Source organism: Citrobacter sp. TBCP-5362 (assembly GCF_005406305.1).
In the GTDB taxonomy this organism is placed as follows: Bacteria; Pseudomonadota; Gammaproteobacteria; order Enterobacterales; family Enterobacteriaceae; genus Citrobacter_B; species Citrobacter_B koseri.
On the sequence record NZ_CP040234.1, the window covers coordinates 1094573 to 1118169 of the forward strand.

Genomic DNA, 23597 nt, shown 5'->3' on the forward strand with positions numbered 1-23597 from the left:
ATTCAGGCCCAGACGGTCAGCCCCAGCATCACAAGCCATACCCAGAAGTAAGCTGGTTTCTGACCGAGAGTTTTCGCCCGCCGCCACAGATAGAACGGCACCAGCCAGGCCAGTTTGCCGAACGTGGCGGTGTCCACTCCGGCCTTACGCAGGCGTCGTTCATCGAGATACCCCAGAGCGATATTGAGCAGCAGCGTGATAAACCAGTACTGCCCGCCCGAGACAGCCTCATATGCCTCGTCAAAAGACATTCCGTTCAGCCCTGCAGTCCACAGCTCGAGCGCATAACCAATGAAGGGAGCAAATGCCAGCGTCCATACCACTCCACCCGGAATGCGGTTCCCCGGCAGCGCTGGTGGTGTAGTGCAATGGAGCAGCGCTGAAGCCAGCGGGGTGGCGGAGACCGGTTGCCAGTCCGTCATGCCCTGTCGCCACACCAGCGTGGCAGCGGTGAGTTCACCGCGCGCAATCAGGCCAGTGATGTCGTCTTCGGTCACATTGTCGTGACGTATGCCATTTTTCTCGTAATGCCAGGTCATTGTTTTTCCTTCTTAACAGAGGTAATTAAGCCATGCTCCTCCTCAGAGGGCCCAGGAGACAGGACTTCGCGAATACAACTGAAGTGCGGAAGAGCCCGGATAAAGCCCGCCTGTGTGGTTAACTGGCTGAGACGTTTTCGCGGGGTAAAAGTGGTGTTCAGGACTGTCACCGCATGGATGGTCGCCAGAGGGTGCACGGTGATATGCCCGTTAAGTTCACCGGTGAGGTACCAGCAGCCGTCGAGTGATATCAGGCGGTACGGAGCCAGCCCGTCACAGCGCTCTCCCTCGGCCAGCAGTAGTACCCGCTGGCAGGCGGTAATGGCACTGACGAGACGGTAGAACACCAGTGAGATGGTCGGCGACACAGACTGTGGTGGCTGCCATACCAGACACGGCATCCCTCCCGCAGTGAGCAGCATGCCCGCCAGACGCCGGTCCAGCCCCGGAAAAATATCGGCCAGTCCGGCCCGGTGCGCGAAGGTCAGCGCATCAAGCTCGCCCTGTACGCCCCCACTGGTGCTGCGCAGGCGACATTGCCCCCGTCGATACTCCAGGTCGAGGTACATCAGCCGTTCGCGAAAATCCCGTCGCAGGGTACGGACTGACACACCAAACTCTGCAGCCAGCCGCGCCATGTTCAGCGTTTCACCTGCAACCAGGCGGCTGATTATCAGTGACAGCCTGACAGCCAGCCGGTCATGACGGCGCTCTGCCTGTGCCATCTTAAATCTCCGTAATAGTTAACTGACTGAATATGAAATGATTCTAAAGAGGGGGGTGGACAGGGTATGGACATGGAATGAACTATTTTTTATCTGCCTCCGGAAGCAGGCCCGACGCGGCACACCGTGAAATGCGGTGATAAAACACTCAATCCAATGAGGGGGAAACGGACAGGGAGTGTCCTTTGTTAACATGGCGATAACACTCTCGGGACTGAAACCCACTCAGCATAGCTTCCGCCATCACCCAGAGAGCCCGGTTGAGCTTCACATCTCCGTCGATACCACGCACGGCGCGGGTATGTGTTCGCCCGCCTTTTGCACTCCGGCCACTGAGCCCGCCCTTAATCAGGTTCTCCTGAATACGCTGGTATGTGGTCCACAGATCATTGCTCTCATCCTGCCAACGGCGTGGGGAGAGTATCTGAGGTGCTGTCACCGGCTGGTGGTCCTCACCAAAACGGTACGTCAGTGCAGCCTGTGCCAGAGCCTGTTGTGCAGGTGGCGGCAACATCAGCGACTGCATGGCATCCCGCTTCTCTTCCACACGGTCAAAAATACCCAGCACTTCATGCGCCCCCTCAATCACCTGACTCACGACATCTCCTTTGTGCGGCACCCGCACCTCGCCAAACGACTCACCGCAGACGAGTCCGTTCTGGCACACCGCACGAAATAATCCCGGCAGCATCTGATACGAGCTGGTGCCATCATGGGAGTTGAGCAGAATAATTTCCGGGACCTGCTTGCCGGTAATTTGCCCCTCCCTACGCAGGCGCAGCATGTGCTTTGTATGCTCGCGACGCCCAGGGTCACGAACAAGGGTCTGGCAGGCAAAGAAAGGCTGAAAGCCTTCGCGCTGAAGGTTTTCAAGAACGGTGATGGTTGGTATCCAGGTATACCTTGCGCTGCGTGACGCATGCTTCTCCTCGCTGAAGACACTGGGCACTACACGAAACAGCTCTTCGCGGGTTAACGGACGGTCACGACGGATAAGATTTACTGCGCCAAAGCGCGAAGCCAGACGGGTCATAAGCAGACTCCTCATGATGGAAAATAAATACAAAAAGCCCTGCCGCAAAGTCGCGGCAGGGCTCAGGAAACTACGGGTTAGAAGGGTTAATTTTCAGAAGAAGAAATTCCAGACTGCACGAGCGACTGATACCACGATGTCTCGTACAGACTGGATGACTGTCCGAACCGGGGCCGGTATCAGGGGCATGGAACTTATGGTGTCCAGTACCGAGCCGACCGTTTCACCAAAATCGTCACGGGCTTTTTTATTAACGGCATCGGTACGAAGTGGAGCACTAAGCTGTACCGCCACCGGACTGCTGGCCTCGCGTGGCAGGCAACGAATCATACGCTCCGCCATTACCCGCAGTCCCCATTGCAGACGAACCGACACCGCACAGATAGGGTTTACAGGTTGGAATAACTCATGCAATAGACAGATTTTGCGGCTGATATTTTGTTTCTGCTCTGTAGACAGCTTTTCACCACCGCAGGTGGGTTCAACCTTGTCGGACTGACTGATAACAAACAACACCTTATGCCGGTATGCCTCACCAATCACTTCACGGTAAAAATGTTCATCCACCGCCAGCGCTCGATCATCGGCCTTGATCAACCACAGCACTAGATCGAGCCGGGGAAGCTGCTGGCTGTAGAGCTCGGCATATTCAACATCGCGTCTTTCACTTTCACCAACACCAGGTAAATCGACGATAGTCATAGCATGTTCGCCCACCTGCAGGCGAAAGCATAAGGGGTCGCGAGTGCAGGCAGTAACATCGCTGACAGGTGACACCTTATCGGCAAAAAGAGCATTGCAAAGGGATGATTTACCTACTCCGGTTTTGCCCATAATACCGATCACTGGCACATAGTTGGTTAACTGGCTTACCTGGTGCAGAATACGTTCAGACGCCCACTGTGGCAGGCCGGAAAGCGATTGATGAAATGACTGCAAACCGTCAAATTGTTTCATTATTGCTCCTCTAAAAATGAATATAAAAACGGCAGAACCGTGAGGTTCTGCCGTTGATGAGGTATGTTCAGTTGAATGATATATATCTGAATATTTTTACAATGCTAATAGCCAGTTCTGTGCCAACAGCGGAAGTTACTAACAAAGTTGAGTCAATGTGTAGGGAACAAGTCAGCCGAGTTGCATTTTCATTTCAGAGAGCGCTGAATCGCGTAGGATTGTCATCGCATGTGCCCCTTCAATTTTCACAACTCCGCAAGAATACTCATGAAGTTGCAAGCTATTCGACATTATTAAGTGCCGGAGTTATGTTGCAGGAGGATGAATAGTGATACCTTACGAACATTAAGCCTTTGTCGATGTAGTTCAGTATCCTTACCTTTCCTCACGGTATTTTTAGTGGTCGCCGTCAATGGATGCGGGGATTATGTAGATCGAAATTCATACGAAAGGAAGCAAATCATGCCGAGAAAAACATTCTTTTCTTTTCACTATCAAGAAGATGTATGGCGCGCGTGGAATGTCAGAAACAGTTGGGTTGTGGGCAGAGATAAAGAATCAGTGGGATTCTATGATGCTAGCGTTTTCGAAGCATCACAGAAGGAAAGCGACAACGCCCTAAAAAATTTTCTACGCGATGGACTAAAAAACACGTCAGTTACTTGTGTTTTGGCTGGTCAGTACACTGCTAGCAGGCGTTGGGTTCGATACGAAATTGTACGCAGCGTTTTGAAGGGAAATGGTCTGCTGACTGTTGACATTCATGGCGTAAAAAACAATGCGAATATTTTGGGGAAAAAAGGAATCGATCCACTTTCCGAAGTCGGAGTTTACTGTTCGAACGGGCAAATTTATTTTGCTGAAATTAAAAACGGTAAATGGGTAAAATACGAGGACTACACCTTAGCTATTCCTGCATCCGATCTGTGGTTTAAAGCCCCCACTACCTTGGGCGTAACAAAAATTTCAGACCATGCCCTGAGATACGATTACGCAGCTCAGAACGGCAGAGAAAACATATCTGGATGGATTGAAACAGCTGCTGGACTTGCTGGTCGCTAGTCAACGTGAGCTCCTACGTTTGTACGTTTTTATGATTCTGGGGAGCTCTAGATGAACGGACTGATATGAGACGCCGTATCCTGACTGAGCTATTCGGCTTAGAGCAGATAATCATGCATCTATACAAATATGGATACCTAGAATGCTAGTTAAACAACGCCTGGCGGGCGTGCGAATCCACCTTTCGGGCTCGAACAAAGAGCAAAACGAAGATATTGACCATTTTGTGAGTAAGTTTGCGGCAAAGATCTTTGCAGAAGGGGGAACGATAGTACATGGCAGCCACCCTTCGTTTAACGCTCCTCTAAAGAGGGCAGCAGAAGGTTTTATTGATGCAGGTGGGGACAAATGTGCGCTCACTCTGGTTCGAGCAAAAAGCTTCGCTACAGCTCAGTATGCTGCTGAAATCGATGATCAACGAATGTATGCGGCTGTCGAGATAGTTCCGGCAGAGTCCGCAGATGGAAATCCGATAAGTGGTTTGACTCCCATGCGTGATTGGATGGCTGATCGCTCTGATGCGATTGTCTGTGTTGGTGGTGCCTGGTGGGATGTCAATAAAGCGAATGCGGGTGTGCCCAATGAACTAGACACCATGCTGGAGCTTGGAAAGCCTGGATTCGTCGCAGCCGGGTTTGGCGGCGCGATTGCTGGCTATCTCAATGAAGATCCGTCGCTAATAAGACGCCTAAAAAACGGACTGGGTCAAGAGGCTAACGAGGTCATTGCGCGTGGCACTAATGTTGATTTGGTTGTCGATCTGATTGTCGAGCAGCTCAAAAATTTGCCCCTCTCACGAAGGAATGTAACTCAAGGCCGAAATTTCCGAATTTTGGCTTTAGACGGTGGTGGACTGAGAGGCACATTTACTGCAGCTGTGCTGGCCAAGTGGGACGATATGCTCAAAGCTGGTGGAGGAAATGGCATCATCTCTCATTTCGATTTAGTTGCAGGTACATCGACAGGCGCTATCCTTGCCATCGGTCTAGCCCTTGGCCTGAACCCAAGTGAAATTCTGGCTTTTTACGAAGAAAAGGGCCCCAAAATTTTTCCTAAGGATCGAAAGCTGAGACATTGGCTCAAATCCAAGCATGATTCAACCACCTTGCGACAGCTACTTACAGAGGTGTACGGTAAAAAGACACTGGCTGCAGATTCATGCTGTCGTTTGGTCATACCTACGGTAAGAGCTAAACAGGGACAAGCAGAAGCGATAGTAACGCCTCACAGTCCAGATCGTACTGCGTATCGCGATATCTCTGCCGTCGATGCGGCATTGGCTTCGTCAGCTGCACCAACATTCTTCGACGAGTCGGCATGGGAGGGGCCAATCGCCCTCGAAACGTTCCTTGACGGGGGAGTTTGGGCAAACAATCCTATTTTGCCTGCGCTTGCGGAAGCTGTCAGATACCTAAAAATTCCATTGGATCGTATCGATGTGCTGAGCATTGGAACACTCAGCAGTGAAAGCGATTTTACTGACCAGTTGGGGAAGGGCAAAGCCGGATGGGCACCTCATAGCGCTGACCTGTTTTTTGCTGCACAGGAGCACGGGGCACTCGCACTTGCTGAAAGTTTCCTGGGACCCACTCGTCATTTGCGCATCAACCAACAAACCCCTGTCGAAATCAAGCTTGATGACAGAGAGGCAATTCAGGAAATGGCTGCGCGTGGGAATGAAGCAGCAAAAGAACACTTTGCTGAAGTGCGCTCAAGGTTTTTTGATGGTCGTCATGCCGATGAATGGGAGCGTTTTTAACCGGCACTTTGCGAGGAATCAGTTCGCATAATCCTAAGCTCCCTTAAATAAATGAGGGTTGTATGTTCTTGGACTTGAAAATTGAAAATGTCGTTGCGTCCGATTCAGAATGGAGTGATTCTGACGTCGCATCCTACAAAGCGAAAAAAGACAACATTGCCATCAGGCTTGAAGAGTACCTGCTGAATGGTAACAACCTGCTGGATGCAGAGAAAATCCAGCAAAGCGTATTTCCAGAGACGGAGATTGATGTATTCATATCCCACTCACATAACGATAAAGATCAGGCAATCCGTATTGCTTTAAGCCTAGAAAAAATTGGCCTGAAGCCTTTCGTCGATTCATGCGTTTGGGGCTACGCTGATGAGTTGCTTCAGAAGATTGATAACAAATTTTGTATCCCTTCGGGTTGGAAAAATTATAGCTACGCACTGAGGAACAGAACGACAACTAATGTTCACCTAATCCTAAACGCAGCGCTCCAGCAGATGATCCATCGTTCTGAGCTTTTCGTTTTCTTAGGCACGGAAAGTTCGATCAAGATTGATGAATACATGTCGGATAAGGAGCGACTTTCCTCTCCCTGGATTTTCTCCGAACTTATGTTTGCACAAAATGTAAAACGGACAGAGCGCAAGCAATTCGAACTTGGGGGATTGGAGAGTTATGGGAAATTGAATGAGGCGGTGTTTGATAATAAACCTGTTGAGTTTAGATACTTACTCCCGCAGTCCACTTACTCGATGGATTATGAGCAGTTTATTGGATGGATAAGTACCTACTCCCAGCCGGATGCTCACGATAGCATTAGACGGATCCGCGGATTCGAGCATATTGATAAGCTTTATGTGGAACTGGGGGTTGATACGAAGCTACTAGAGGCACCTCGATTCAGATGAAAAACCACACCTTTTGACGATAACTGTAATTGCATATAAGGGCGTCCATGCTTCCTATCTATCAGCTTGCTGTTATAGGCTCCCCTTCAGACGCGCAACTTCGCGATTTGGAGGAAGCGGTTAAAACTGCAGTGGAGATGTACGGGCTACGACTCGGTCAGGAGATCAGTTGGGAAATAGCTCCTGGTATGTTTACACCAAATCAGTTGCGATCGAGCGCGGTTGTCTTTTTTGGAGGAGAGGGCGTAGATCACCCAAGTTTACCAAGCTTGCTTCGCAGCGGTACTCCTGTAATTCCAATTGTATCCGATCTACGACATGTATCTGCGGAGATTCCTGAGCTGCTGCGACCGCTGAACTGTCTGGCCTACGCAAATGGTGGTGCTAAGCGAGTCTCGATAGCTCTTCTTGAATGCGCTGGATTGCTTCCGAAACAACGAAGGGTCTTCGTAAGCTACCGTCGGGATGAGGCCAGAGTTGCCGCGCTGCAGATGTTCGATGCTCTATCAGCACGCCATTTCGACGTATTCCTTGATACTCATAGTATTGCGCCAGCAGAAGATTTTCAGACCATGTTGTGGCATAGACTCTGCGATTCTGACGTGCTGTTGATGCTAGATACTCCTGACTATTTTAATAGTCGTTGGACATCAGCTGAGTTTGGGAGGGCTCTCGCGAAAGGTATCAGTGTTCTTCGAGTCGCTTGGCCTGAAACTAAGCAGTCTCGTGGATTGGGTACTGCAAGCCTTGCTGAGTTAGCTGAGGGCGAGTTGGACGGCGGAACAGGACGTATCGAGAATTCCGCTATCGACCGCATTTGTCTACAACTTGAGGCGGTGCGCAGCAAAAGTCATGCAGTGAGGACTATCAACCTAGTCAGCAACTTGCGCATTGGAATTGAGGCAATAGGTGGTGAAGTCATTGGTATGGGAGTGGGGCGGGAAATCAAAGTTCGTCTGCCCACAGGACGAATTATAGTGGTCTACCCGACGGTCGGGGTCCCGACGTCATCAACCATGCATCAAGCCTCAATGAACTATCCAGATGAATCAGTTGCTATACTGTATGACCACGTGGGTCTACATCCTCAGTGGCTGAATCATATGGATTGGCTCGGCTCGCACATCCAGGCAACTAAGTGGGTGAAAGCATGCGAGGCCGGCTGGCAGTTTGCAGATTGGGAGGTTTAAAAAAAGTGGATTCTATTTTTCTCTCAGCAAGCGTCCCAGTCAATGGGCGAGGTGATTATTACGAAACTGCTGATCCGTTCCTGATTCAGTGTGCTGTACGTGAGTTAGCCATCGCGGTCGTAAGAAAAATGAAAATCGTATGGGGGGGGCACCCTGCCATAACACCCATGATCTGGAGCATTTGCGAAGATCTGGGCGTCGATTACACACACTCTGTTGTATTGTACCAGAGCCGCTTTTTCGAAGGCCAGTATCCTGAAGAAAATGAGCGATTCGACAATGTCGTTTACACCGATGCAGTGACTGATGATCTAGCTGGCAGCCTACATCTTATGCGGAAGGAAATGTTGTCTCGATGTGACTTAGTTGGCGCAGTCTTTGTCGGGGGTATGGAGGGAGTTCAGGTTGAGTATGAGCTCTTTAAGCAATTTCATCCTGACGCAATAATTCTACCGGTCGCCGCCCCTGGAGGCGCAGCACTGAGCCTGGCAAGGGATCATGGCTACTTAGATGGAGGCCGTCTGGAAGACGTGGATTTCGCATCTTTATTCGATCGTTATCTAATCAAACCTCTATGCTCTCAAGCCAATTGACAAGTCATGAGGTGTCTTGGGGTTGATCGGCTACGCTCCCGTGGGTATAGGAAGAAGTCGTTAGGGGGCAGGAAAAGGCGTTGCCCCTATTCGAATTAACCGTCTTTTTGATAGGACAGCTACCAGAAATGCCAAGTCAAAATCATAATGCAAAGCGCTATTTAATCGAATTGCATGGCAAGTTTCACTGTAGAATCTTGAATTACTAAACATTGCAAGATTGCCAGTTTCTGAATGAAAGTTTAGGATTATTAAATAATATCCAGAGCCATAGTGTGAGTGCTTATTAAGAGAGCACACCAGTTCCCTGATCTACACGTTTATAGAAATCAGAGAACTGGCATGGATCAGATATAACTATATTTTTATCACTATGAAACTCAGCGTCTATTTTTTTAATAAGATCATTTGCAGGGATAGAGTGATCTAAGGAAAGCTTTATATAATCTCTAATTCTGTGATAGCCAATTGAGTCTAAGTCTATATCAACTGCTTTATCACCAAAATAATAAAAATGTCTTGAAATCAGCACCTGGTCAGTACGAGTATCACGTTCAAGATTTGTCATATTGAATGAGCCATCAGCATTGCTATGATGTGAATCTTCTTGAATCCAATCATTATTGTCATCTTGATGATAGATATTATCTCCCAAAATCTGCACATGACTACCATTTCTCGCTGGTTTTTTGATGGCAAATCTATTGTCTTCCCAATAATCATTAAAACTTATTTTTTCAGTCACCTTCATTAGTAGAATACACTTTTTTTTAACGTATTTTAAATTAGCCCCGCCAATCCCCAGAATCCAATCGCCAATGTTAGCAGCCTTTCTAATTCTAGGTTTGCATGTTGCTAAGGTACAAACTCCATGAAATGGGTTAGGCGCAAAACCAAAGTCTCGGGTTATTGAATAGGCATAAAGATAAGAGTTGTTTTCTATTAACATACTACATTTCCCCCTTGTACTTTATCCCTATCAGTACCATCAGGTTTTTGAAAACTTGTTTTACCCTCAAGTGCACTGATAATTGCATCGCTTCTCCAGGAAACGATAGATGTTGCATATTTTTCAAGGTTTTCAGGTAGTTTTACATCACCTTTTAAACCATTTTCATAGACACCTATAATAGGTTTACCAAGCTGATGAGCTGCTTGAATTTCCCAATTCACCCATGGTCTTGTGTGTGTTTCTTTCCCGATAACTACTATAACTTGACCAGCCCATCTCATTTTCATTCTGAGCAAACGAGCTATAGTTCTATCACTAATTTTCTTTTCATCAGCACGTCTCTGATTTTCAGGTTTCATCCTGACAGAGCTATTTCGTAGGTGATAACCTTTTGCTGCAGCTAACCGCGAAACACCATCGACACTGGCGTCATCTTTGTGATGATGACTAACAAAAACATTTTTCTTAATTTCTTTAGGCATTTTAAAACCCTTTCTGAACCATTGAACCATTGAACCATTGAACCATTGAACCATTGAACCATTGAACCATTGAACCATTGAACCATTGAACCATTGAACTATTGAACTATCAGTTATTAAAATAGCCTCATATTATTATGATAATGATATTTTTGCTTTGGCCTTTTGCCACCAAACTTTGTTCTACATCTTTTATCTATTTCACAGGCACCACTATTTTCCATATCCATTAGCGTATATATTCTTTCTTCTTCAGGCAAAAAGTGAAATATTTTATCCATTTCCCACTCTTCATTATATTTTTCTGCAATATTGCTTTGGTTTATAGTGAACCAAAATAAACATTCTTCGCTATTCATTCCTCCTCTATCAGAAAAAATCCAATTAATCCCTCTTTCACAGCCAGGGCCAGAAATAACAAAATTCATTTCTGTAAATGGAAAGTCAACTATGTATGTTAAATCTACAAATATTTGATAAGCAAGAAAATCGCCAATCCCCGCGAATGATTTAAGATGATTGAATACTTCTAACTGATTTGCCGCTAATTTTACGCCCTTTACTATTTTATCTTGGTTATAAAAAACAAACTTGATCATCCTGATAATCATGTTCATTTCCGTTTTATGCTCTTTTTCTTCTAAAAATCTCCCGAAATTAACTTTAGGTCCGCCAAGTATATACGCGGCGCTAAAAAAAACATACTCTGGATTCTTTATTGACATGTCATGAGTTATTTCTCTAATGGTATGATCAATATCAATAACGGTCATTCTCGAAAAATCAAAAGGAGCATTAATTTCATGTAGGGTCTCACTTTTGTTTATTACCCTAAAGAGAAATGAATTGAGTATTTTATTTTCGTAACTCACATTGCTATTATTAATTACATTAGCCAACAGCCATTTTGTTTCTCTATCCCATGTTCTCTTGGTATTAACGAATTTATAGCTCCTCAAAATTTCATCATCAGTCCAATAAGGTGGGTGTTTAAGTATTTCCTTCTTGTAATATATAGAGGTTCTTTCTCGTTGATGATAAAACCATTCTCTTATAACATTTTCATTCAATATTGGTTTGGCGGTTTTTATTTTAATGTCATTGACATTACAAAATAGTTGATCGTTTTTATTATCCATTAGATAGTTCCTCTTCAAAGAAAAATTTGAAACTATCTATTCCGCTTGTATTGTTATGAAAGTGATAATCGGCCTTTTCTTTATTCTCAATTACATGATTATCAATCTCATATTTTTTATAATCATTTGCTTCCCTTTCTATATAGATTACAGTGAAATGATTATCCTTACACCATATGAATTCTTCATTAGATCTTATATCAGTAATTATTATTCTTCTTTCATTAAGCTTACTATTTGACTCTAAGAGGTTTAACTCTTCCGATAGCATTCTAATAAATATCTTATCTTCAATCTCTCTTAACTTATTTAGGCTTAACCATATATCTCTTGGGGAACAACTGATTAGTTCACCAGTAGATAAGGAAATATTTAGTGGGAGTGTTTTTTCTTCAGAAGGATAATCTTTTTCGAACCATGGGTAAATGTAATGCGCTAATTTTTTTAGTTGATCACTAAATGATAATCGTGTATAGCCATGATTATGTATCAGATAATTTGCGAGAAAATCTTTCCCACTACCTGATATACCCATGAAAGCAATTTTCATAGATTTCCCTTGTTGGATTTATTAAAGTAGTTTGAATTTACGCTTAAACTGAACTCATAACTTAATTTTGTGCTCAGTGCTATTGGCTCACCAAATCTAACTTGATATATATATGATAAAGCAGCTTCTGCATATCCCCATAATAGATTGTTTTCTATTTTCACAGAGTGTTTATCAAATATATTTTTTAGCTTAGTAACTTCCTGAGTTAAAGTTTTAACACTATGCGGTGAGCCTGTTATCTTCGAATCAAGAAATGAGACTATTTCACAGAATAACATTTTTATACCAAGTAATGATGATGGGAATGAAATTTCATCATTATTGACTAAATCGGTTATTTGTATTTCCTTACAGTTAAAAATATCTCTAGCTTGCTCTATCCTATCTTCATAAATATGCAGGTTTGTTATTGAATGATGCAAATATCCTAGTTTGATTTGACTATCAACTTCTCGCTGTAATATAGATAGTACAATCTCTTGCAGTAAACTAAATTCAAAAATATTAATATTGCTTACACCGAATATTAAGTCCCCACTTCTTTGGATTATTTTAATATTTAGTTTCTTATCCGGAGTGATAAAGAAATGAATTAAATTATTACAGGGTATGTCAACGCTATTTTCTAAGTTGTATTTTTTTCTAAGACTGTCATTAGTGTCTCTATCAGGCATGTATAAACTGATAACGGCTCGCCTAGTAAAAATTCCGTCATTTTTGAATTGTTGTACAACGTTCTCTAGTTGCCCATGAGCGTAAAGCCTTTCTCCATAAGCAGCTCGCCAAATGATCCCATCATCTGAATATTTAGGAGCTCTTGGCAGAAAAAAAGTTAAATATGGATGAATCCGATTATCCCCTGCAAAAACCCACATTGCCTCAGCGAAAGTTGAGAATATGTTGTTTTTTCGACCGACTAAACTTAAATGCCTTGATCTTGGATTCTGCAGGATCATACTAACATCATAGATAGTTATAGCATTCCCATTCCTAGTCGGTATGTTGACACCCTCAAAGAGCACTTTTTCTATGACCTTCATCATTAGATCGTTAATAGTATCTCCGTAGATGGTGTGCATAAACCAAACCTCGTGCTATGTAAGAACAATTCATTAATTGATAAATTGTGTTTGACTTTTGATATAAATTTTTATTCCCATTGCATCAGTGATGCCAAGATGAGAATAACCCCATTTTCTGTTAAGAATGGACTCAAATGCGCTAGTCAAACGAGTGTCATAGTCAGCAAGTCATAACCGCGCTCCAAGCTACCGCCCTCAGCTGCATAAGCACTGCATGTGTACAGGGAAGCGAACCATCAATCTCGCAATCAGATAACGACTAAAAATTGAATTTTATTAGCTGCAGGATGATTAATCGAGTTATTTGAGATAAAAGATGTCCCTGATAAGTAAGAAGATGTGCAAATGGTGATGTAGGTAACAATCCTCTAGCCATTCTTACCGTAGAACAACAAATGGCACAGAGATCTCACTTGATTTTTGAAGCCTGCTACAACATGTTACATGTAGCAGGTTGTAGCAGGTTGTAGCAGGTTGTAGCAGGGGGCTGAGGCACAATATCGGATTTTTACTGAGAAATATGTCAATTAACAGGCTAATCGCCTAAGCGTGGACACTGCTTTCAACAAAGTTAAGGTGACCACTTTGGACATCCTTAGTTCTGGTTTTCGCCAGATACGCCAGTCGAATCAGAAAATGCCAGTAGGCATGAAATATGATCAACCCGTGAGCTGAAATAAATAACATCCTCATTTATCTCTGAACCCTGCTACAGCTGCTACGTGTAGCAGCTGTAGCAGGGGAAAAATAAAGTGTCATTTACTTTTTCTGACTGAACCAGTACTTTTTAGTTGACGTCTGGATGCATTTCCCTTTTCCTTAAGTTTCCTTATCTACTTTTTTCGGATGCAATCTTCAAAGCTTCACATATCTTTTCACGAAGACGTCTTGGTTTTTCTGTCGCTCCGACCAATATCCTAATGTGTCCTAGTTCTTCTCCAGGGCATCTCAGATAATTAATAAAAACGTTGATGCTACTCAGGAAATTATAAAGTGTGCATTTATCAAGTATTCCAACCAGGTTTTCATTCAATTCACGAGCTGTTAGTGTTTTATTTTTCACTATAAGCTTGGCGAGTTCATTGCTGTCAATGCTATCACCTGTTTCGCGAATAAGGATATTTAATTTGCCCAGTGCACATTCTATTTCATCAAGAATACCGAATATAGATTGCGGACATACATCAGATAGTGAACCTTCAAATGAATAACTTACCTTTCTTATCATGTGGTTGTACATTTTTATTGCTCGCATAATCGTCATGTTATCTGCGCATAATGCAAGATTACTATCAGTTTCTCCCTGAGTCACAGCAATAAGTTCGGTAACAGCACCTTGATTGCTCAAGGTGCTGTTTATTACGGACAGTAATGTTTTGTTTCTTATTTTTTTTCTTTCCAGTTTCACTTTTAATGCCAGTTTGATAACTGAAAAGGCTGAGGGCAGGTAACCAATCGGTAATGTAGTTAATGGAATTTTGTTTACAAGTCGGAATGCTTCATCTGTTTTACCCTGACTGAGAAAAATGATGGTTTGCAAAAGTTGTGAATAGGGTATCAGTACATCTGAGTTAGATGCAGATTTGAAACAAGATGCTATTTCGGCTAAATCCCATTTAGAGTATTTGGTGGTATTCCTGGTGTTAAAAATAAGCCATTTTAATTCGTGTACATAACGATACGCTTTTTTCTCTATAGTTACCGAAACGGGCCGGACAGCCACATTATAAAATGGAAGAGTAATGTAATGTAACAGTTTTTCGTCATACCCCTTAGAGTAGATATATCGACACAAAATACCATAACTATTGTTATAATTAATGCCATTGTTCACTGTGTGTCGGTAATGCATGGATACCGCGGTGACCGCTGAGGTCTTGCGCTCGAATGCAAGCAGCACGTTAAGCGACAGATAAGCCTTTTCAATTTTATTTAAATTTAGTGAGTTGACTTTTATGTTCTTTTCAGAAATGTAGCTTTCATTATATTCTGAACGGCAATTTTTTATTACTCTCTTTATAGTCGCTTCCTTCTGTCCACTACTTGCTTTAATATTATTAATGAAATTAATAAGTGATGCCAGATGATCCGTGTAGTGAAAATCAAGTGTGCGAATATATTCCCGTAGGTATTGTTTCACTCCTGAATAAATCTTTCTTTTATCAGCGCTTTCGTGTGGGCAGTGTGTGCTGATCAAAAAATGATGAATATGGTAATAGAAATGCATTTCATCATCAGGGTAAAGCGAATTATAGACGTCTAATGCTACTATGGGAGGCAATGCGACCTGAAGGTATCGCTTTGTGATTTGGCGATTATCTAGATGAGAAAAGACCGGAATATGCATTAGCGCGTTATATAGTTGCTCGTATTTGTAAAAAACTTCGCGTCTTTCTTCGAGGCTGAAGACTTCATTGCTGTCAATTATTCTTATTACATCGTTATAGCCTTGATCAAAAAAATTCTGATGAAAGGAAAAACTGCTGTTTCCACGCACTTCACGCCGTTCGTCGTCCTTTTCAAACAGGCCAAAGCACTGGTAAAGACGATACATCATATCAGCAAAAGCATGAGTCCCCACGTTCCCTCCGGTTGGTTTCCGTTTTTTGACGGGGACAGTATCTCAGATGGTATGAGAGAGTTCGAGCGCTGACTAAGACGTCCAATAAGGGGAACTACAATGTTAAAGCCATGCGAACAAACGAACCATTCTAACCAGCCTCTGCGCATTCTGCGTATGGCTGAATTGACGGCATTCTTGGGAATATCCCGATCCAGCATCTACGAAAAATTGAATCCGAAATCCCGGTACTACGATGCTGATTTTCCTAAACCGATCCGGCTTGGGGCCGCATCTATCGGTTGGCGATCTACTTCTGTAGACGAGTGGATCGCTTCCCGAACAGTTTAATTTTTTTGCAAAAAAACAAAGGATAATGCCATGAAGAAAATCAGTAAAGGCAAAGTTAATCAAGAGCTTAATCTGAGATTTGATCGACTGCCTCGCCACATCAGACGATGGGCTTTGTACCTCCACCACATCACAGGTGTGTCTGTTGAGATTATCGTCGTTACGTTATTAGCATTTTTGGGGTTGGCCTGCCAGGATATGTTTTGCGTTCAACTGGGCAATAAACAGCGTTTTCCTCTTGCGTTATACATGTTGCTGCTCTCCAGATCTGGTAGTGGTAAGTCAAGAATATACAGATTGCTCAAGATTCCTGTTGAGCAACGGGAGCGGCGATTTGAAGACGAGTATTGTGTCGAGCTTGAGGAGTATGAACGAAGGGTTATTATCTGGCAGGCAGAGTTTAAAGTATTAAACAAGCTTTACAAAAAAGCGCTGAGTCACGGGGGCGGTACAGCTGAAACACGCAGAAAACTTGAAGAGTGTATCCTCCGCCAACCGCAGAAACCAGTAAGGAAATCCATTATTTTAACAAACCCGACAAGCGAAGCGCTCACTAAAGAAATCGGGATGGGATATCAGAATAAGGCTCTTTTTAACGATGAAGCAGCAGGTGTGTATACGAGTAGTTTGTACAACGACCCCACACCTTTCAATACATTCTGGTGTTGGGATAAAGTCACCATTAACAGGGTGTCACGGGAAAGCTTTGTTATTGAAAATTATGTATTTTCATCTTTATTAATGATGCAGCCTCATCCGTATGACAATTCCAGCAAACGGAAAAGGGCCAATATCAGATTCACAGGATTGCTGGCTCGTACCCTGATGATAGATATGGAGCAGATTACAGAGCCATACACCATTAATGATCACAGTGCCAAGGATGAAAGCCTGCTTCAGGAGCTGTATTCTGTCATGTCACAGCTTATGGAAGCCGGTGTTAAGCGAAGAGAAAATGGCGATGAGTATATTGCACTTACCCTTGCCCCGGACGCACAGGATCTAATGGATGAAACATCGTTGAGTTTGCAGCAGCAGATGAAACCTGGCGGTGCCTTGTATCACTATGACGATATAGCCGCTCGTTTTATCGAGCAGAGCCTCAGGATTGCAGGTATTATTCAGGTTACTGGTGACCCTGATTCGACAGAAATCACAAGTGAAAATCTGTTATCTGCTTTGAATCTGACTGACTGGTTTGTCAATCATTCCATTACAAAAATTGATTCCACAAGAGAACTTAGTGATGAGGAAAAATTATCATTCTGGATGGAATCAAATCTTGTTAAAAATGGCTCTTACATTTTTAATAGAAATATCATTATAAAAAAAGGGCCGTTTTCAACCAGATGCTCTGCGCGATTGATGCCAGCCCTAGAAAGGCTTGAGTCGAAAGGACAAGTGCAATTATACGAAGAAGCAGGCGTAAACTGTGTAAAATTTATTGGTTCAAAAATGGATCCTATTGAACTGGCAGAGAAAACCAATACGCCCATATACCAAGCTGGATCACTGACACTAAGCAAGTTAGCCATGTATGAATAACTTCAGAGTGATTATCAAAAGGTTATTCTTCACGTGACCCTTGTTGTGCTGCGGGTTGCACTGTTTTGGGATGGATTATTATCAATATTGATTAGTCGGTATATGTAATATACCTGTGATATACCTGTATACCTGTGATTGGTACATACCCTTGCACCAATACACTAAACATTGGGATACGCCAATGTAATAATCAAGCCTGTATATCAGCAGAGATAATACATCCCTGCAAGGGCGCCTGTATGCCTAATTGTATGGGTGGCTATTTGCTACCCATTACCTAATGAATTTTACAAAAAGATATTATTATGAAGTCACCTTATGAGTTAACTGATAGAGAGTTCAAATTCCTAAAACAGGATGCTGAAGAAAAATATGATTCTCGTATATCAAGCTATATGCTTCGTAGATTGCTTGCTGTAATATCTAACTATCTGGAAAATTATAACCGGATATTCGCATTACGCGCTGACCTGAGGTTTGCTCAGTCCCACGTGCCTGGAGAGCCAGACTTGCCGCTCTGCTTTCAGAACGATGATGAGAAGGCCATTACTCGGGCAATAGAATCCCTTAAAAGCCAGTTGCGGGAAGAGCACAAGCGTTCTGGCAGGGCGGGTGAGCCTACACCGCTCGGCTATAGCTGGGCTAGGGAACGTTTTACCGGGGAACGCCCTCACTACCATCTGGTTCTGCTGTTTGACAGAGAGGCCTATGCCTATCTTGGGAATTACACTAAAGTGGATGCTGATAATATGGGAACCCGGATACAGAAGGCTTGGTGCAGCGCAATAGGGCTTGATTACCCTGACTATGCCAGCCGGGTTCATTTCCCGAAGAATCATACCGCTTGGTTCACTCGGGACGCTGCGTTAACGTTAAGTGATGATTATTATGACTTTCTGTTACGAATCGCTTACCTGACGAAATACAACACCAAAGACTTAAATGACGGTTACCGTAACTTCGGTACAAGCCAGATCCTAGGTTGATTATTTGTTATAAAAAATGAGTAAGGGGCTCAAGAGCCCCTTACTTTATCTGTAAAAACTCGCTAATAAAACCAATCCCGCTAGAGGCTCAGACTACAAGTTTGAACTCCCTTTTTCCATTTTCAACAATGCTCCCACTGTCGGCCTTATTCATAAAATCAGCCCACCATTGCATCATTCGGCGACGTTGCTCAAGATAGTCGCTTCGGTTGTGAGCGCGACATACCTCATTTTTATCAACATGGGAGTAAGCGTTATTTTTTAACTTATTGATTTGAAATAATATTTCAATTCTTAGTGCTCTCCGGCACATCATGACGAACCGGAAGTAAATGACCTGTGAGCAGTGTTAGCACCATTATCAGTAGTGGCTAAGTAGCAGCTGGAATTAAGTGAAGTAGGCCTGTTAGCACGGCATCAACAACAAAACCATCGGCAATCTCTGCCGTGCCTTCGCATCAGAGCGGCCTGCCGCAACGGTACCTATTCTGCTGCACGTGGCCATTTGCACCGTAGACCCCCCACGCGCATTCTGCACCGTGCCAGCCTCACTGCAGTTGCTACGTTTAAAAAAAGCAATGGATATATCCAACATTAAATCCATGATCGCATTCTTCTGAAACTATAAAAGATCTGAGCTAGGCAAAATATCGAAACTAGACATCGTTATCAGTATGAGTAAATTGTTCAACTATATACGAGGCCGTTCAGATTGGGTGATGGCTTACGGAGCATGTGCCGATTATACAGACGTTGGTTTACAGGTCCCTTCCCACTGACCAACTGCCCTATGCCTGATAAAACCGAACGTCGATTATGCTAGGCAGAACTGGTATCCTGCAGGGGAGTAAGGCGGCTCACCAAATACACGGATAATGCGATTGAGTGTGCCTTCATTGCCCGGATCCACTATCGGGAAACCATGGTAACGCCCGTTTTCATGAGGCCGAAATTCATACCATTTCTCATTGTAATATCCATAGACATACCGATCCCCGATAACCTGCATACCGTCTCTAAGACAGGCCAGAGCAGTGTCACTGTCCAGATCCATTTTCGTATGTACATTGTTATTAACAAGCTTATCGGTTTTGAGTTCATGCTTTGGATTGGCATCGTAACACCTCAGCAAAGAAGTACACTGTGTGCTTGAAACAAAATTAAGTACTGGCACTTGCGTGCAGCCGTTGCCGGCAACCCGGATCTCTGGAACTGAATCATACGGATGGAGTGGCGCCGAAATCACCGCATGAACAGATTCATCCTTTCGCGAAAAGCAGGCATGCAGGGCCGTATCGTCCACGACATCACCGCAGATACTCACAGCGCCACGGACCTGATCATCGAAGGCATCATCTGGTATAAAAGGCCCTTTGACGAATGTCAGCAGAATAGATTGAAGCAGCTTTTCATCCGCAGCGCGTCCAGTGCCGTACAAACTGTTCATATAAGACCGCAGGCTCTCTGTCCTCGTCAGCATCCGCTCAGCCAGCCCACGCGTACGTCGAATAGGTTTATACCCGGCAAGCTCCTCTGCCACCTGAGTGACAGCCATAAGATCATTCACGCACGCTTCAATCTCGCTGAAGGAGGTAAATTGTCCTTTAAAAGACAAGTCATTAATGGATATATCCATCAGAACAGCCTCATCAAGTCTTTAGTAATCTGGTCAAAGAATCCCTCATCAACGGCGGTCAGGTTGCCATCCTTATCAATGTGAATGGGTTTAACCTGCCGTTTCCCCCCTTTGTCCGTCACTGAATGAATGATGTTTTCCCGTTCATCAAAGGAATTATCCTTTGCGAAGACACGAATGCCATTAATGATGTGATCACTGTGGGTTTCAATAATAACTTGTACGCCCGTCTGTGAAAGCGCACAGAGTATCTGAACCAGAGAGGATTGCGCGCGGGGATGGAGGTGAACCTCCGGGTTTTCCACAATCAGCGTGCCGCCCGGATGAATTAACGCAGCGCTGATAATAATAGGGAGCACATAGCTTACGCCAAATCCAACGTTGATTGGTCTGATGTTCTCTGAACCCGAGGTGTAAAGATTGTATATCCTGTCTATCTCCTCCGCCTCATTCACCTGCATTGCGAACCCTGGGCATACTTTATTCATCGCTTCACGGACCAGAGCATCTGTATACACAACTTGCGTGGTTGCATCATGCTCGGCGAATAGATGGGCGCAGACTACACTGGCAAATGCCTGGTTTGGTGCAGGCTTATCCTGATATTTGTGATAGTTTGCAAGCGCAAACTCACCAAATATCCCCATTTCCAGAGTGTCTTCACGGGTACCTATCTCAAAGCTCGAACGGGGGCCAAATCGTTCAGCACACAGATAGACAAAATCATTTTTCAGCAGGGATGTCAGGTACCCCAGATCCGTGATATGTCCGTCCTGAATGAGACACTCTTTACTGTTAAGATCATCAGCGATCAACGTCACGCTGAAAGAGTCGGTTTTAATGATAATTTCGTTATCAACCGGATGATGCGATAACAGATCTTTAAGTTTTCCAAAGCTGAACAGCTTTCCATCCAGTCTGAACTTCCCATTTGCCATCGCATCACTGTTCTGAACAATACTCAGAAGAGACTGTATAGCCGTGGATTTACCAGCAGAGTTCGAGCCACAAAAAACTGTCAGCGGCGAAAACTCAAATTGTTGTTCAGTGAAACATTTGAAATTTTTTAGATGTAATTGCTTGATCATTATCAGGGAATTCCAGCAAGATCGTGAATGGTCATGGATCGGGTTAAGTTCAGCGGCGGCACTCTGCCAGTGAAATTTTCATAAAGATAATCGAGAAGGCTGTACTCATCAGGATCAGAATGTTTAATACGAGTGATATAATTTTTCCCGACAGTGCGTGCACCGAATGTGCGTGCATTTAGAATCAACCGGACAGAATCGACAATGTTGTTGAATGCTTGTTGAGCCTCCCAGTTGCCTTCATCCAGCATCATTGCCAGCTTGTTTAACGCATAATCCAGATCGTCAGACGGCGCGATGTCATGCGAATACAAGCGTTCCAGTGCGCGGCTACGTGAAAACGCATCATGTCCCAAATCATGATGCCCACTGATGTCCCACCAGTGGCTTTTCACAAAGCAGATTAGAAGGCCGTAAAACAGATCGGTCTGCATCCGCAGCAACAGCCTGTTCATGTTTTTTTCAGCGGGAAGTCCTGAAAAATCGTGCCGCTCAAGACAATATGTTGCCAGGTCCAATATCTTTTCCGCGCACGCAGGGAAAATAATATTTCGGGCAAACTGAGCTGCGTTTGAACCATGCCTTGGTCTGTTGATTTTCTCGACCAGCATGCACTTCAGTAAAGGATTTGAATCGTAGGAAATGGTTATGAAAATCAGTTCCATCTGTTCAAATTGCCGTCTGTCAGCGTAATCAATATTATCAAAAGAAAGACCTTCAAGGTGCTTTAACACCCGAAGGTCTTTCAGGGCAAACCGGCCCCAGGCAAAGGCGGCTATCGCTGAAACCATCTCAAATCCGGACAGTAGCATTGTCCTGCCTAAACCATCCTGCTCCGCCCAGAACGTTTCAGTTGACAGCCCCAGAATCAATGACTCAATCATCTGAGAACGAATGGCGATGGATAAAGCAGGCATTGAGCCATAAGGTGGCTTGGCATCAAGGCGTCCTGAATCTACCCTGTCAAGCAGGGTGCGGACGTTCAGGAAACGCACGTCCTGATGAATAAGGGTCTCGCTAAATTTTGTCATATTGGATGCGTTACAGTGTCAGCAAAGTGTTATCTGATTGAATTGGTATGAGTATACGCGGATTATTTATCATCGCATTAATTGAGTGAGAGCGGGTGAGAATTAACAGGGCTAACGTAAAACCCGGATTCAGGCAGCGGCAGTAGCTCTGAGCTGTGAACGTGCAGCACCGTTCACAACTCAGAGTCCAGAAGCTAATAATCGAATACCTTTATATCCATCTTCAATTAGACTTCCTCGTTCTGCCGCTGTAATGAAATTTGCCCACCACTGCATCATTGGGCGTCGCTGCTCAAGGTAATCGCTACGATTATAGGCACGACGTACCTCATTTTTATCCACATGAGCAAGTGCAGCCTCAATGACATCAGGTGGAAATCCTTCCTCATTGAGTGCCGTACTGGCGATAGAACGTAAACCGTGTGATACGAGTACGCCTCCTAAGCCAGCACGCTTGAGTGCTGCATTCACCGTTTGGCTGTTCATTGGCTGGGTTGGTTTGATGCGACTGGGAAAAATAAATTCTCGACCACCGCTGAGAGACTTCATCATTTCTAGAATAGCGAGAGCCCCATCAGATAGTGGAACCGTATGGTCCCGGTTCATCTTCATTCGGGCTGCAGGAATTTTCCATTCGTTAACATCAAAATCGATCTCAGCCCATCGAGCTTCAGCAGCTTCGGCAGGGCGGGTAATGGTGAGAAGCTGCCACATGAACAGGCATCGTGTGGACAGGCTGATACTTGCCGTGCGCATAGTCTGCATTAGTTGCGGTAGTTGATCCGGGCGGATACTAGGCATGTTTTTCTTCTGCGGTTTCTCGAACGCTTTCCCTATGTTTACGCTGGGAACTGCATCAATCAAGCCTGTGTTCTGCGCATAAATCATGACTTCGTTAATACGCTGACAAAGGCGGCGAACAGTCTCTAATGCACCTCTTGCCTGAACCGGCTGAACTGCTTTAACCAGAGTATGAGCCTTAATCTCAGTGACACTGATATCACCGATTGCCGGGAAAACATCTCTTTCAAGCGAGCGCCAGATATCGTCGGCATAGTCCTCCGTCACGCTGGCTTTCTTCACATTCCACCACCGCTCCGCAACTAACAGGAAAGTGTTGGTTTTGGCCTCTTGAGAATTCCTCACCTGTTCTTTCTGATGTTCCTGAGGATCAATGTCTTTTGCCAATAAAACTCGAGATTCAGCTCTGAGTTTACGTGCATCAGAAAGCGAGACGGCAGGGTAGGCACCGAAGCTCTGTTTGGTTCGCTGCTTGGTCAGAGGCCGATAGTAACGGAATTGCCAAAGCTTACTGCCACTGGACTTGATTAACAGAGTTAGCCCGTCACCGTCATACAGCTGGTAATCAGCATCTTTAGGTTTGGCGGCTTTGATTTCCGTATCAGTTAACGGCTTGGTTTTTCTTGCCATG

At 44.4% G+C, this 23597-nt stretch carries 22 protein-coding genes and 1 pseudogene; 8 read left to right on the forward strand and 15 right to left on the reverse strand.

What is annotated here, in order from left to right:
* Window positions 1-2: 2 nt before the first annotated feature.
* The 4 genes from FD428_RS05325 to FD428_RS05340 all read right to left on the reverse strand — a co-directional run bounded on the left by FD428_RS05325 (window position 3) and on the right by FD428_RS05340 (window position 3254).
* Window positions 3-539, reverse strand: coding sequence for a DUF4339 domain-containing protein (locus tag FD428_RS05325; RefSeq protein ID WP_114848632.1), 537 nt, complete (start codon window positions 537-539; stop codon window positions 3-5).
* Window positions 536-1264 carry a DeoR family transcriptional regulator gene (locus tag FD428_RS05330; RefSeq protein ID WP_114848631.1) on the reverse strand — a complete coding sequence of 243 codons (729 nt, stop codon included), beginning with the start codon at window positions 1262-1264 and terminating at the stop codon, window positions 536-538. The genes FD428_RS05325 and FD428_RS05330 overlap by 4 nt, the downstream gene beginning before the upstream one ends.
* A 148-nt stretch (window positions 1265-1412) precedes the next feature.
* Window positions 1413-2297, reverse strand: coding sequence for a DUF932 domain-containing protein (locus FD428_RS05335; RefSeq protein ID WP_233603705.1), 885 nt, complete (start codon window positions 2295-2297; stop codon window positions 1413-1415).
* Between the two features lie 93 nt (window positions 2298-2390).
* Window positions 2391-3254, reverse strand: coding sequence for a GTPase family protein (locus FD428_RS05340; protein WP_114848630.1), 864 nt, complete (start codon window positions 3252-3254; stop codon window positions 2391-2393).
* A 462-nt stretch (window positions 3255-3716) separates the two neighbouring features.
* On the opposite strand from FD428_RS05340, the gene FD428_RS05345 reads away from it, so the two are divergent.
* From FD428_RS05345 to FD428_RS05365, 5 genes are all read left to right on the forward strand, one after another.
* Window positions 3717-4316: a TIR domain-containing protein gene (locus tag FD428_RS05345; protein ID WP_047174767.1), complete on the forward strand. Its 600-nt coding sequence runs from the start codon at window positions 3717-3719 to the stop codon at window positions 4314-4316.
* A gap of 142 nt (window positions 4317-4458) precedes the next feature.
* Window positions 4459-6075 carry a CBASS cGAMP-activated phospholipase gene (locus tag FD428_RS05350; RefSeq protein ID WP_114848629.1) on the forward strand — a complete coding sequence of 539 codons (1617 nt, stop codon included), beginning with the start codon at window positions 4459-4461 and terminating at the stop codon, window positions 6073-6075.
* A gap of 62 nt (window positions 6076-6137) precedes the next feature.
* Window positions 6138-6974, forward strand: coding sequence for a toll/interleukin-1 receptor domain-containing protein (locus FD428_RS05355; RefSeq protein WP_114848628.1), 837 nt, complete (start codon window positions 6138-6140; stop codon window positions 6972-6974).
* 47 nt (window positions 6975-7021) lie between these two features.
* Window positions 7022-8164 (forward strand): toll/interleukin-1 receptor domain-containing protein, encoded by a 1143-nt coding sequence (locus FD428_RS05360; RefSeq protein WP_109081535.1) that lies wholly within the window; start codon window positions 7022-7024, stop codon window positions 8162-8164.
* Window positions 8165-8169: 5 nt separating this feature from the next.
* A complete protein-coding gene (locus FD428_RS05365) occupies window positions 8170-8757 on the forward strand; it encodes a hypothetical protein (protein WP_114848684.1) in 588 nt (195 codons plus the stop codon).
* A 286-nt stretch (window positions 8758-9043) separates the two neighbouring features.
* On the opposite strand, the gene FD428_RS05370 is transcribed toward FD428_RS05365, so the two are convergent.
* From FD428_RS05370 to FD428_RS05400, 6 genes are all read right to left on the reverse strand, one after another.
* On the reverse strand, window positions 9044-9706 hold the full coding sequence (locus tag FD428_RS05370; RefSeq protein ID WP_114848627.1) for a hypothetical protein: 663 nt from the start codon (window positions 9704-9706) through the stop codon (window positions 9044-9046).
* Entirely contained in the window at window positions 9700-10191 is a 492-nt protein-coding gene (locus tag FD428_RS05375) for a TIR domain-containing protein (protein ID WP_023321452.1), read from the reverse strand. Before FD428_RS05375 ends, FD428_RS05370 begins: the two co-directional genes overlap by 7 nt.
* A 116-nt stretch (window positions 10192-10307) precedes the next feature.
* Window positions 10308-11330, reverse strand: a complete 1023-nt coding sequence (locus FD428_RS05380) for a nucleotide kinase domain-containing protein (RefSeq protein ID WP_114848626.1) — start codon at window positions 11328-11330, stop codon at window positions 10308-10310.
* A complete protein-coding gene (locus FD428_RS05385; protein ID WP_114848625.1) occupies window positions 11323-11880 on the reverse strand; it encodes an adenylate kinase in 558 nt (185 codons plus the stop codon). The genes FD428_RS05380 and FD428_RS05385 overlap by 8 nt, the downstream gene beginning before the upstream one ends.
* Window positions 11877-12962, reverse strand: a complete 1086-nt coding sequence (locus tag FD428_RS05390) for a thymidylate synthase (protein WP_137675732.1) — start codon at window positions 12960-12962, stop codon at window positions 11877-11879. Before FD428_RS05390 ends, FD428_RS05385 begins: the two co-directional genes overlap by 4 nt.
* Before the next feature lie 832 nt (window positions 12963-13794).
* Window positions 13795-15546, reverse strand: a complete 1752-nt coding sequence (locus FD428_RS05400; RefSeq protein ID WP_114848780.1) for a hypothetical protein — start codon at window positions 15544-15546, stop codon at window positions 13795-13797.
* A gap of 156 nt (window positions 15547-15702) precedes the next feature.
* Between FD428_RS05400 and FD428_RS05405 the strand changes: the two genes are divergently transcribed.
* From FD428_RS05405 to FD428_RS05415, 3 genes are all read left to right on the forward strand, one after another.
* Complete coding sequence (locus FD428_RS05405) at window positions 15703-15876, forward strand: AlpA family transcriptional regulator (protein WP_233603703.1); 174 nt, start codon at window positions 15703-15705, stop codon at window positions 15874-15876.
* 30 nt (window positions 15877-15906) lie between these two features.
* Window positions 15907-17421: a DUF3987 domain-containing protein gene (locus tag FD428_RS05410; RefSeq protein ID WP_114848782.1), complete on the forward strand. Its 1515-nt coding sequence runs from the start codon at window positions 15907-15909 to the stop codon at window positions 17419-17421.
* A gap of 308 nt (window positions 17422-17729) precedes the next feature.
* The gene (locus FD428_RS05415; protein ID WP_114848783.1) at window positions 17730-18410 is read left to right on the forward strand and encodes an inovirus Gp2 family protein; all 681 of its coding nucleotides are present in this window, start codon (window positions 17730-17732) and stop codon (window positions 18408-18410) included.
* Window positions 18411-18498: 88 nt separating this feature from the next.
* Here the strand turns inward: FD428_RS05415 and FD428_RS21800 are convergent.
* The 5 genes and pseudogenes from FD428_RS21800 to FD428_RS05440 all read right to left on the reverse strand — a co-directional run.
* Window positions 18499-18663 (reverse strand): annotated as a pseudogene (locus tag FD428_RS21800) (integrase); the annotation flags it as partial.
* A gap of 561 nt (window positions 18664-19224) precedes the next feature.
* Window positions 19225-20046: a hypothetical protein gene (locus FD428_RS05425; protein WP_114848785.1), complete on the reverse strand. Its 822-nt coding sequence runs from the start codon at window positions 20044-20046 to the stop codon at window positions 19225-19227.
* Window positions 20046-21134, reverse strand: a complete 1089-nt coding sequence (locus FD428_RS05430; protein WP_114848786.1) for a DUF3696 domain-containing protein — start codon at window positions 21132-21134, stop codon at window positions 20046-20048. The genes FD428_RS05425 and FD428_RS05430 overlap by 1 nt, the downstream gene beginning before the upstream one ends.
* A gap of 2 nt (window positions 21135-21136) precedes the next feature.
* Entirely contained in the window at window positions 21137-22165 is a 1029-nt protein-coding gene (locus tag FD428_RS05435; protein ID WP_137675733.1) for a hypothetical protein, read from the reverse strand.
* A gap of 180 nt (window positions 22166-22345) precedes the next feature.
* On the reverse strand, window positions 22346-23596 hold the full coding sequence (locus tag FD428_RS05440; protein ID WP_114848788.1) for an integrase: 1251 nt from the start codon (window positions 23594-23596) through the stop codon (window positions 22346-22348).
* Window position 23597 lies beyond the last annotated feature (1 nt).

Bases quoted from the DNA above. Each gene is read 5' to 3' on its own strand.
- FD428_RS05325 (WP_114848632.1), bottom strand. From the start codon at position 539: ATGACCTGGCATTACGAGAAAAATGGCATACGTCACGACAATGTGACC.
- FD428_RS05330 (WP_114848631.1), bottom strand. From the start codon at position 1,264: ATGGCACAGGCAGAGCGCCGTCATGACCGGCTGGCTGTCAGGCTGTCA.
- FD428_RS05335 (WP_233603705.1), bottom strand. From the start codon at position 2,297: ATGACCCGTCTGGCTTCGCGCTTTGGCGCAGTAAATCTTATCCGTCGT.
- FD428_RS05340 (WP_114848630.1), bottom strand. From the start codon at position 3,254: ATGAAACAATTTGACGGTTTGCAGTCATTTCATCAATCGCTTTCCGGC.
- FD428_RS05345 (WP_047174767.1), top strand. From the start codon at position 3,717: ATGCCGAGAAAAACATTCTTTTCTTTTCACTATCAAGAAGATGTATGG.
- FD428_RS05350 (WP_114848629.1), top strand. From the start codon at position 4,459: ATGCTAGTTAAACAACGCCTGGCGGGCGTGCGAATCCACCTTTCGGGC.
- FD428_RS05355 (WP_114848628.1), top strand. From the start codon at position 6,138: ATGTTCTTGGACTTGAAAATTGAAAATGTCGTTGCGTCCGATTCAGAA.
- FD428_RS05360 (WP_109081535.1), top strand. From the start codon at position 7,022: ATGCTTCCTATCTATCAGCTTGCTGTTATAGGCTCCCCTTCAGACGCG.
- FD428_RS05370 (WP_114848627.1), bottom strand. From the start codon at position 9,706: ATGTTAATAGAAAACAACTCTTATCTTTATGCCTATTCAATAACCCGA.
- FD428_RS05375 (WP_023321452.1), bottom strand. From the start codon at position 10,191: ATGCCTAAAGAAATTAAGAAAAATGTTTTTGTTAGTCATCATCACAAA.
- FD428_RS05380 (WP_114848626.1), bottom strand. From the start codon at position 11,330: ATGGATAATAAAAACGATCAACTATTTTGTAATGTCAATGACATTAAA.
- FD428_RS05385 (WP_114848625.1), bottom strand. From the start codon at position 11,880: ATGAAAATTGCTTTCATGGGTATATCAGGTAGTGGGAAAGATTTTCTC.
- FD428_RS05390 (WP_137675732.1), bottom strand. From the start codon at position 12,962: ATGCACACCATCTACGGAGATACTATTAACGATCTAATGATGAAGGTC.
- FD428_RS05405 (WP_233603703.1), top strand. From the start codon at position 15,703: ATGGCTGAATTGACGGCATTCTTGGGAATATCCCGATCCAGCATCTAC.
- FD428_RS05410 (WP_114848782.1), top strand. From the start codon at position 15,907: ATGAAGAAAATCAGTAAAGGCAAAGTTAATCAAGAGCTTAATCTGAGA.
- FD428_RS05415 (WP_114848783.1), top strand. From the start codon at position 17,730: ATGAAGTCACCTTATGAGTTAACTGATAGAGAGTTCAAATTCCTAAAA.
- FD428_RS05425 (WP_114848785.1), bottom strand. From the start codon at position 20,046: ATGGATATATCCATTAATGACTTGTCTTTTAAAGGACAATTTACCTCC.
- FD428_RS05430 (WP_114848786.1), bottom strand. From the start codon at position 21,134: ATGATCAAGCAATTACATCTAAAAAATTTCAAATGTTTCACTGAACAA.
- FD428_RS05435 (WP_137675733.1), bottom strand. From the start codon at position 22,165: ATGACAAAATTTAGCGAGACCCTTATTCATCAGGACGTGCGTTTCCTG.
- FD428_RS05440 (WP_114848788.1), bottom strand. From the start codon at position 23,596: ATGGCAAGAAAAACCAAGCCGTTAACTGATACGGAAATCAAAGCCGCC.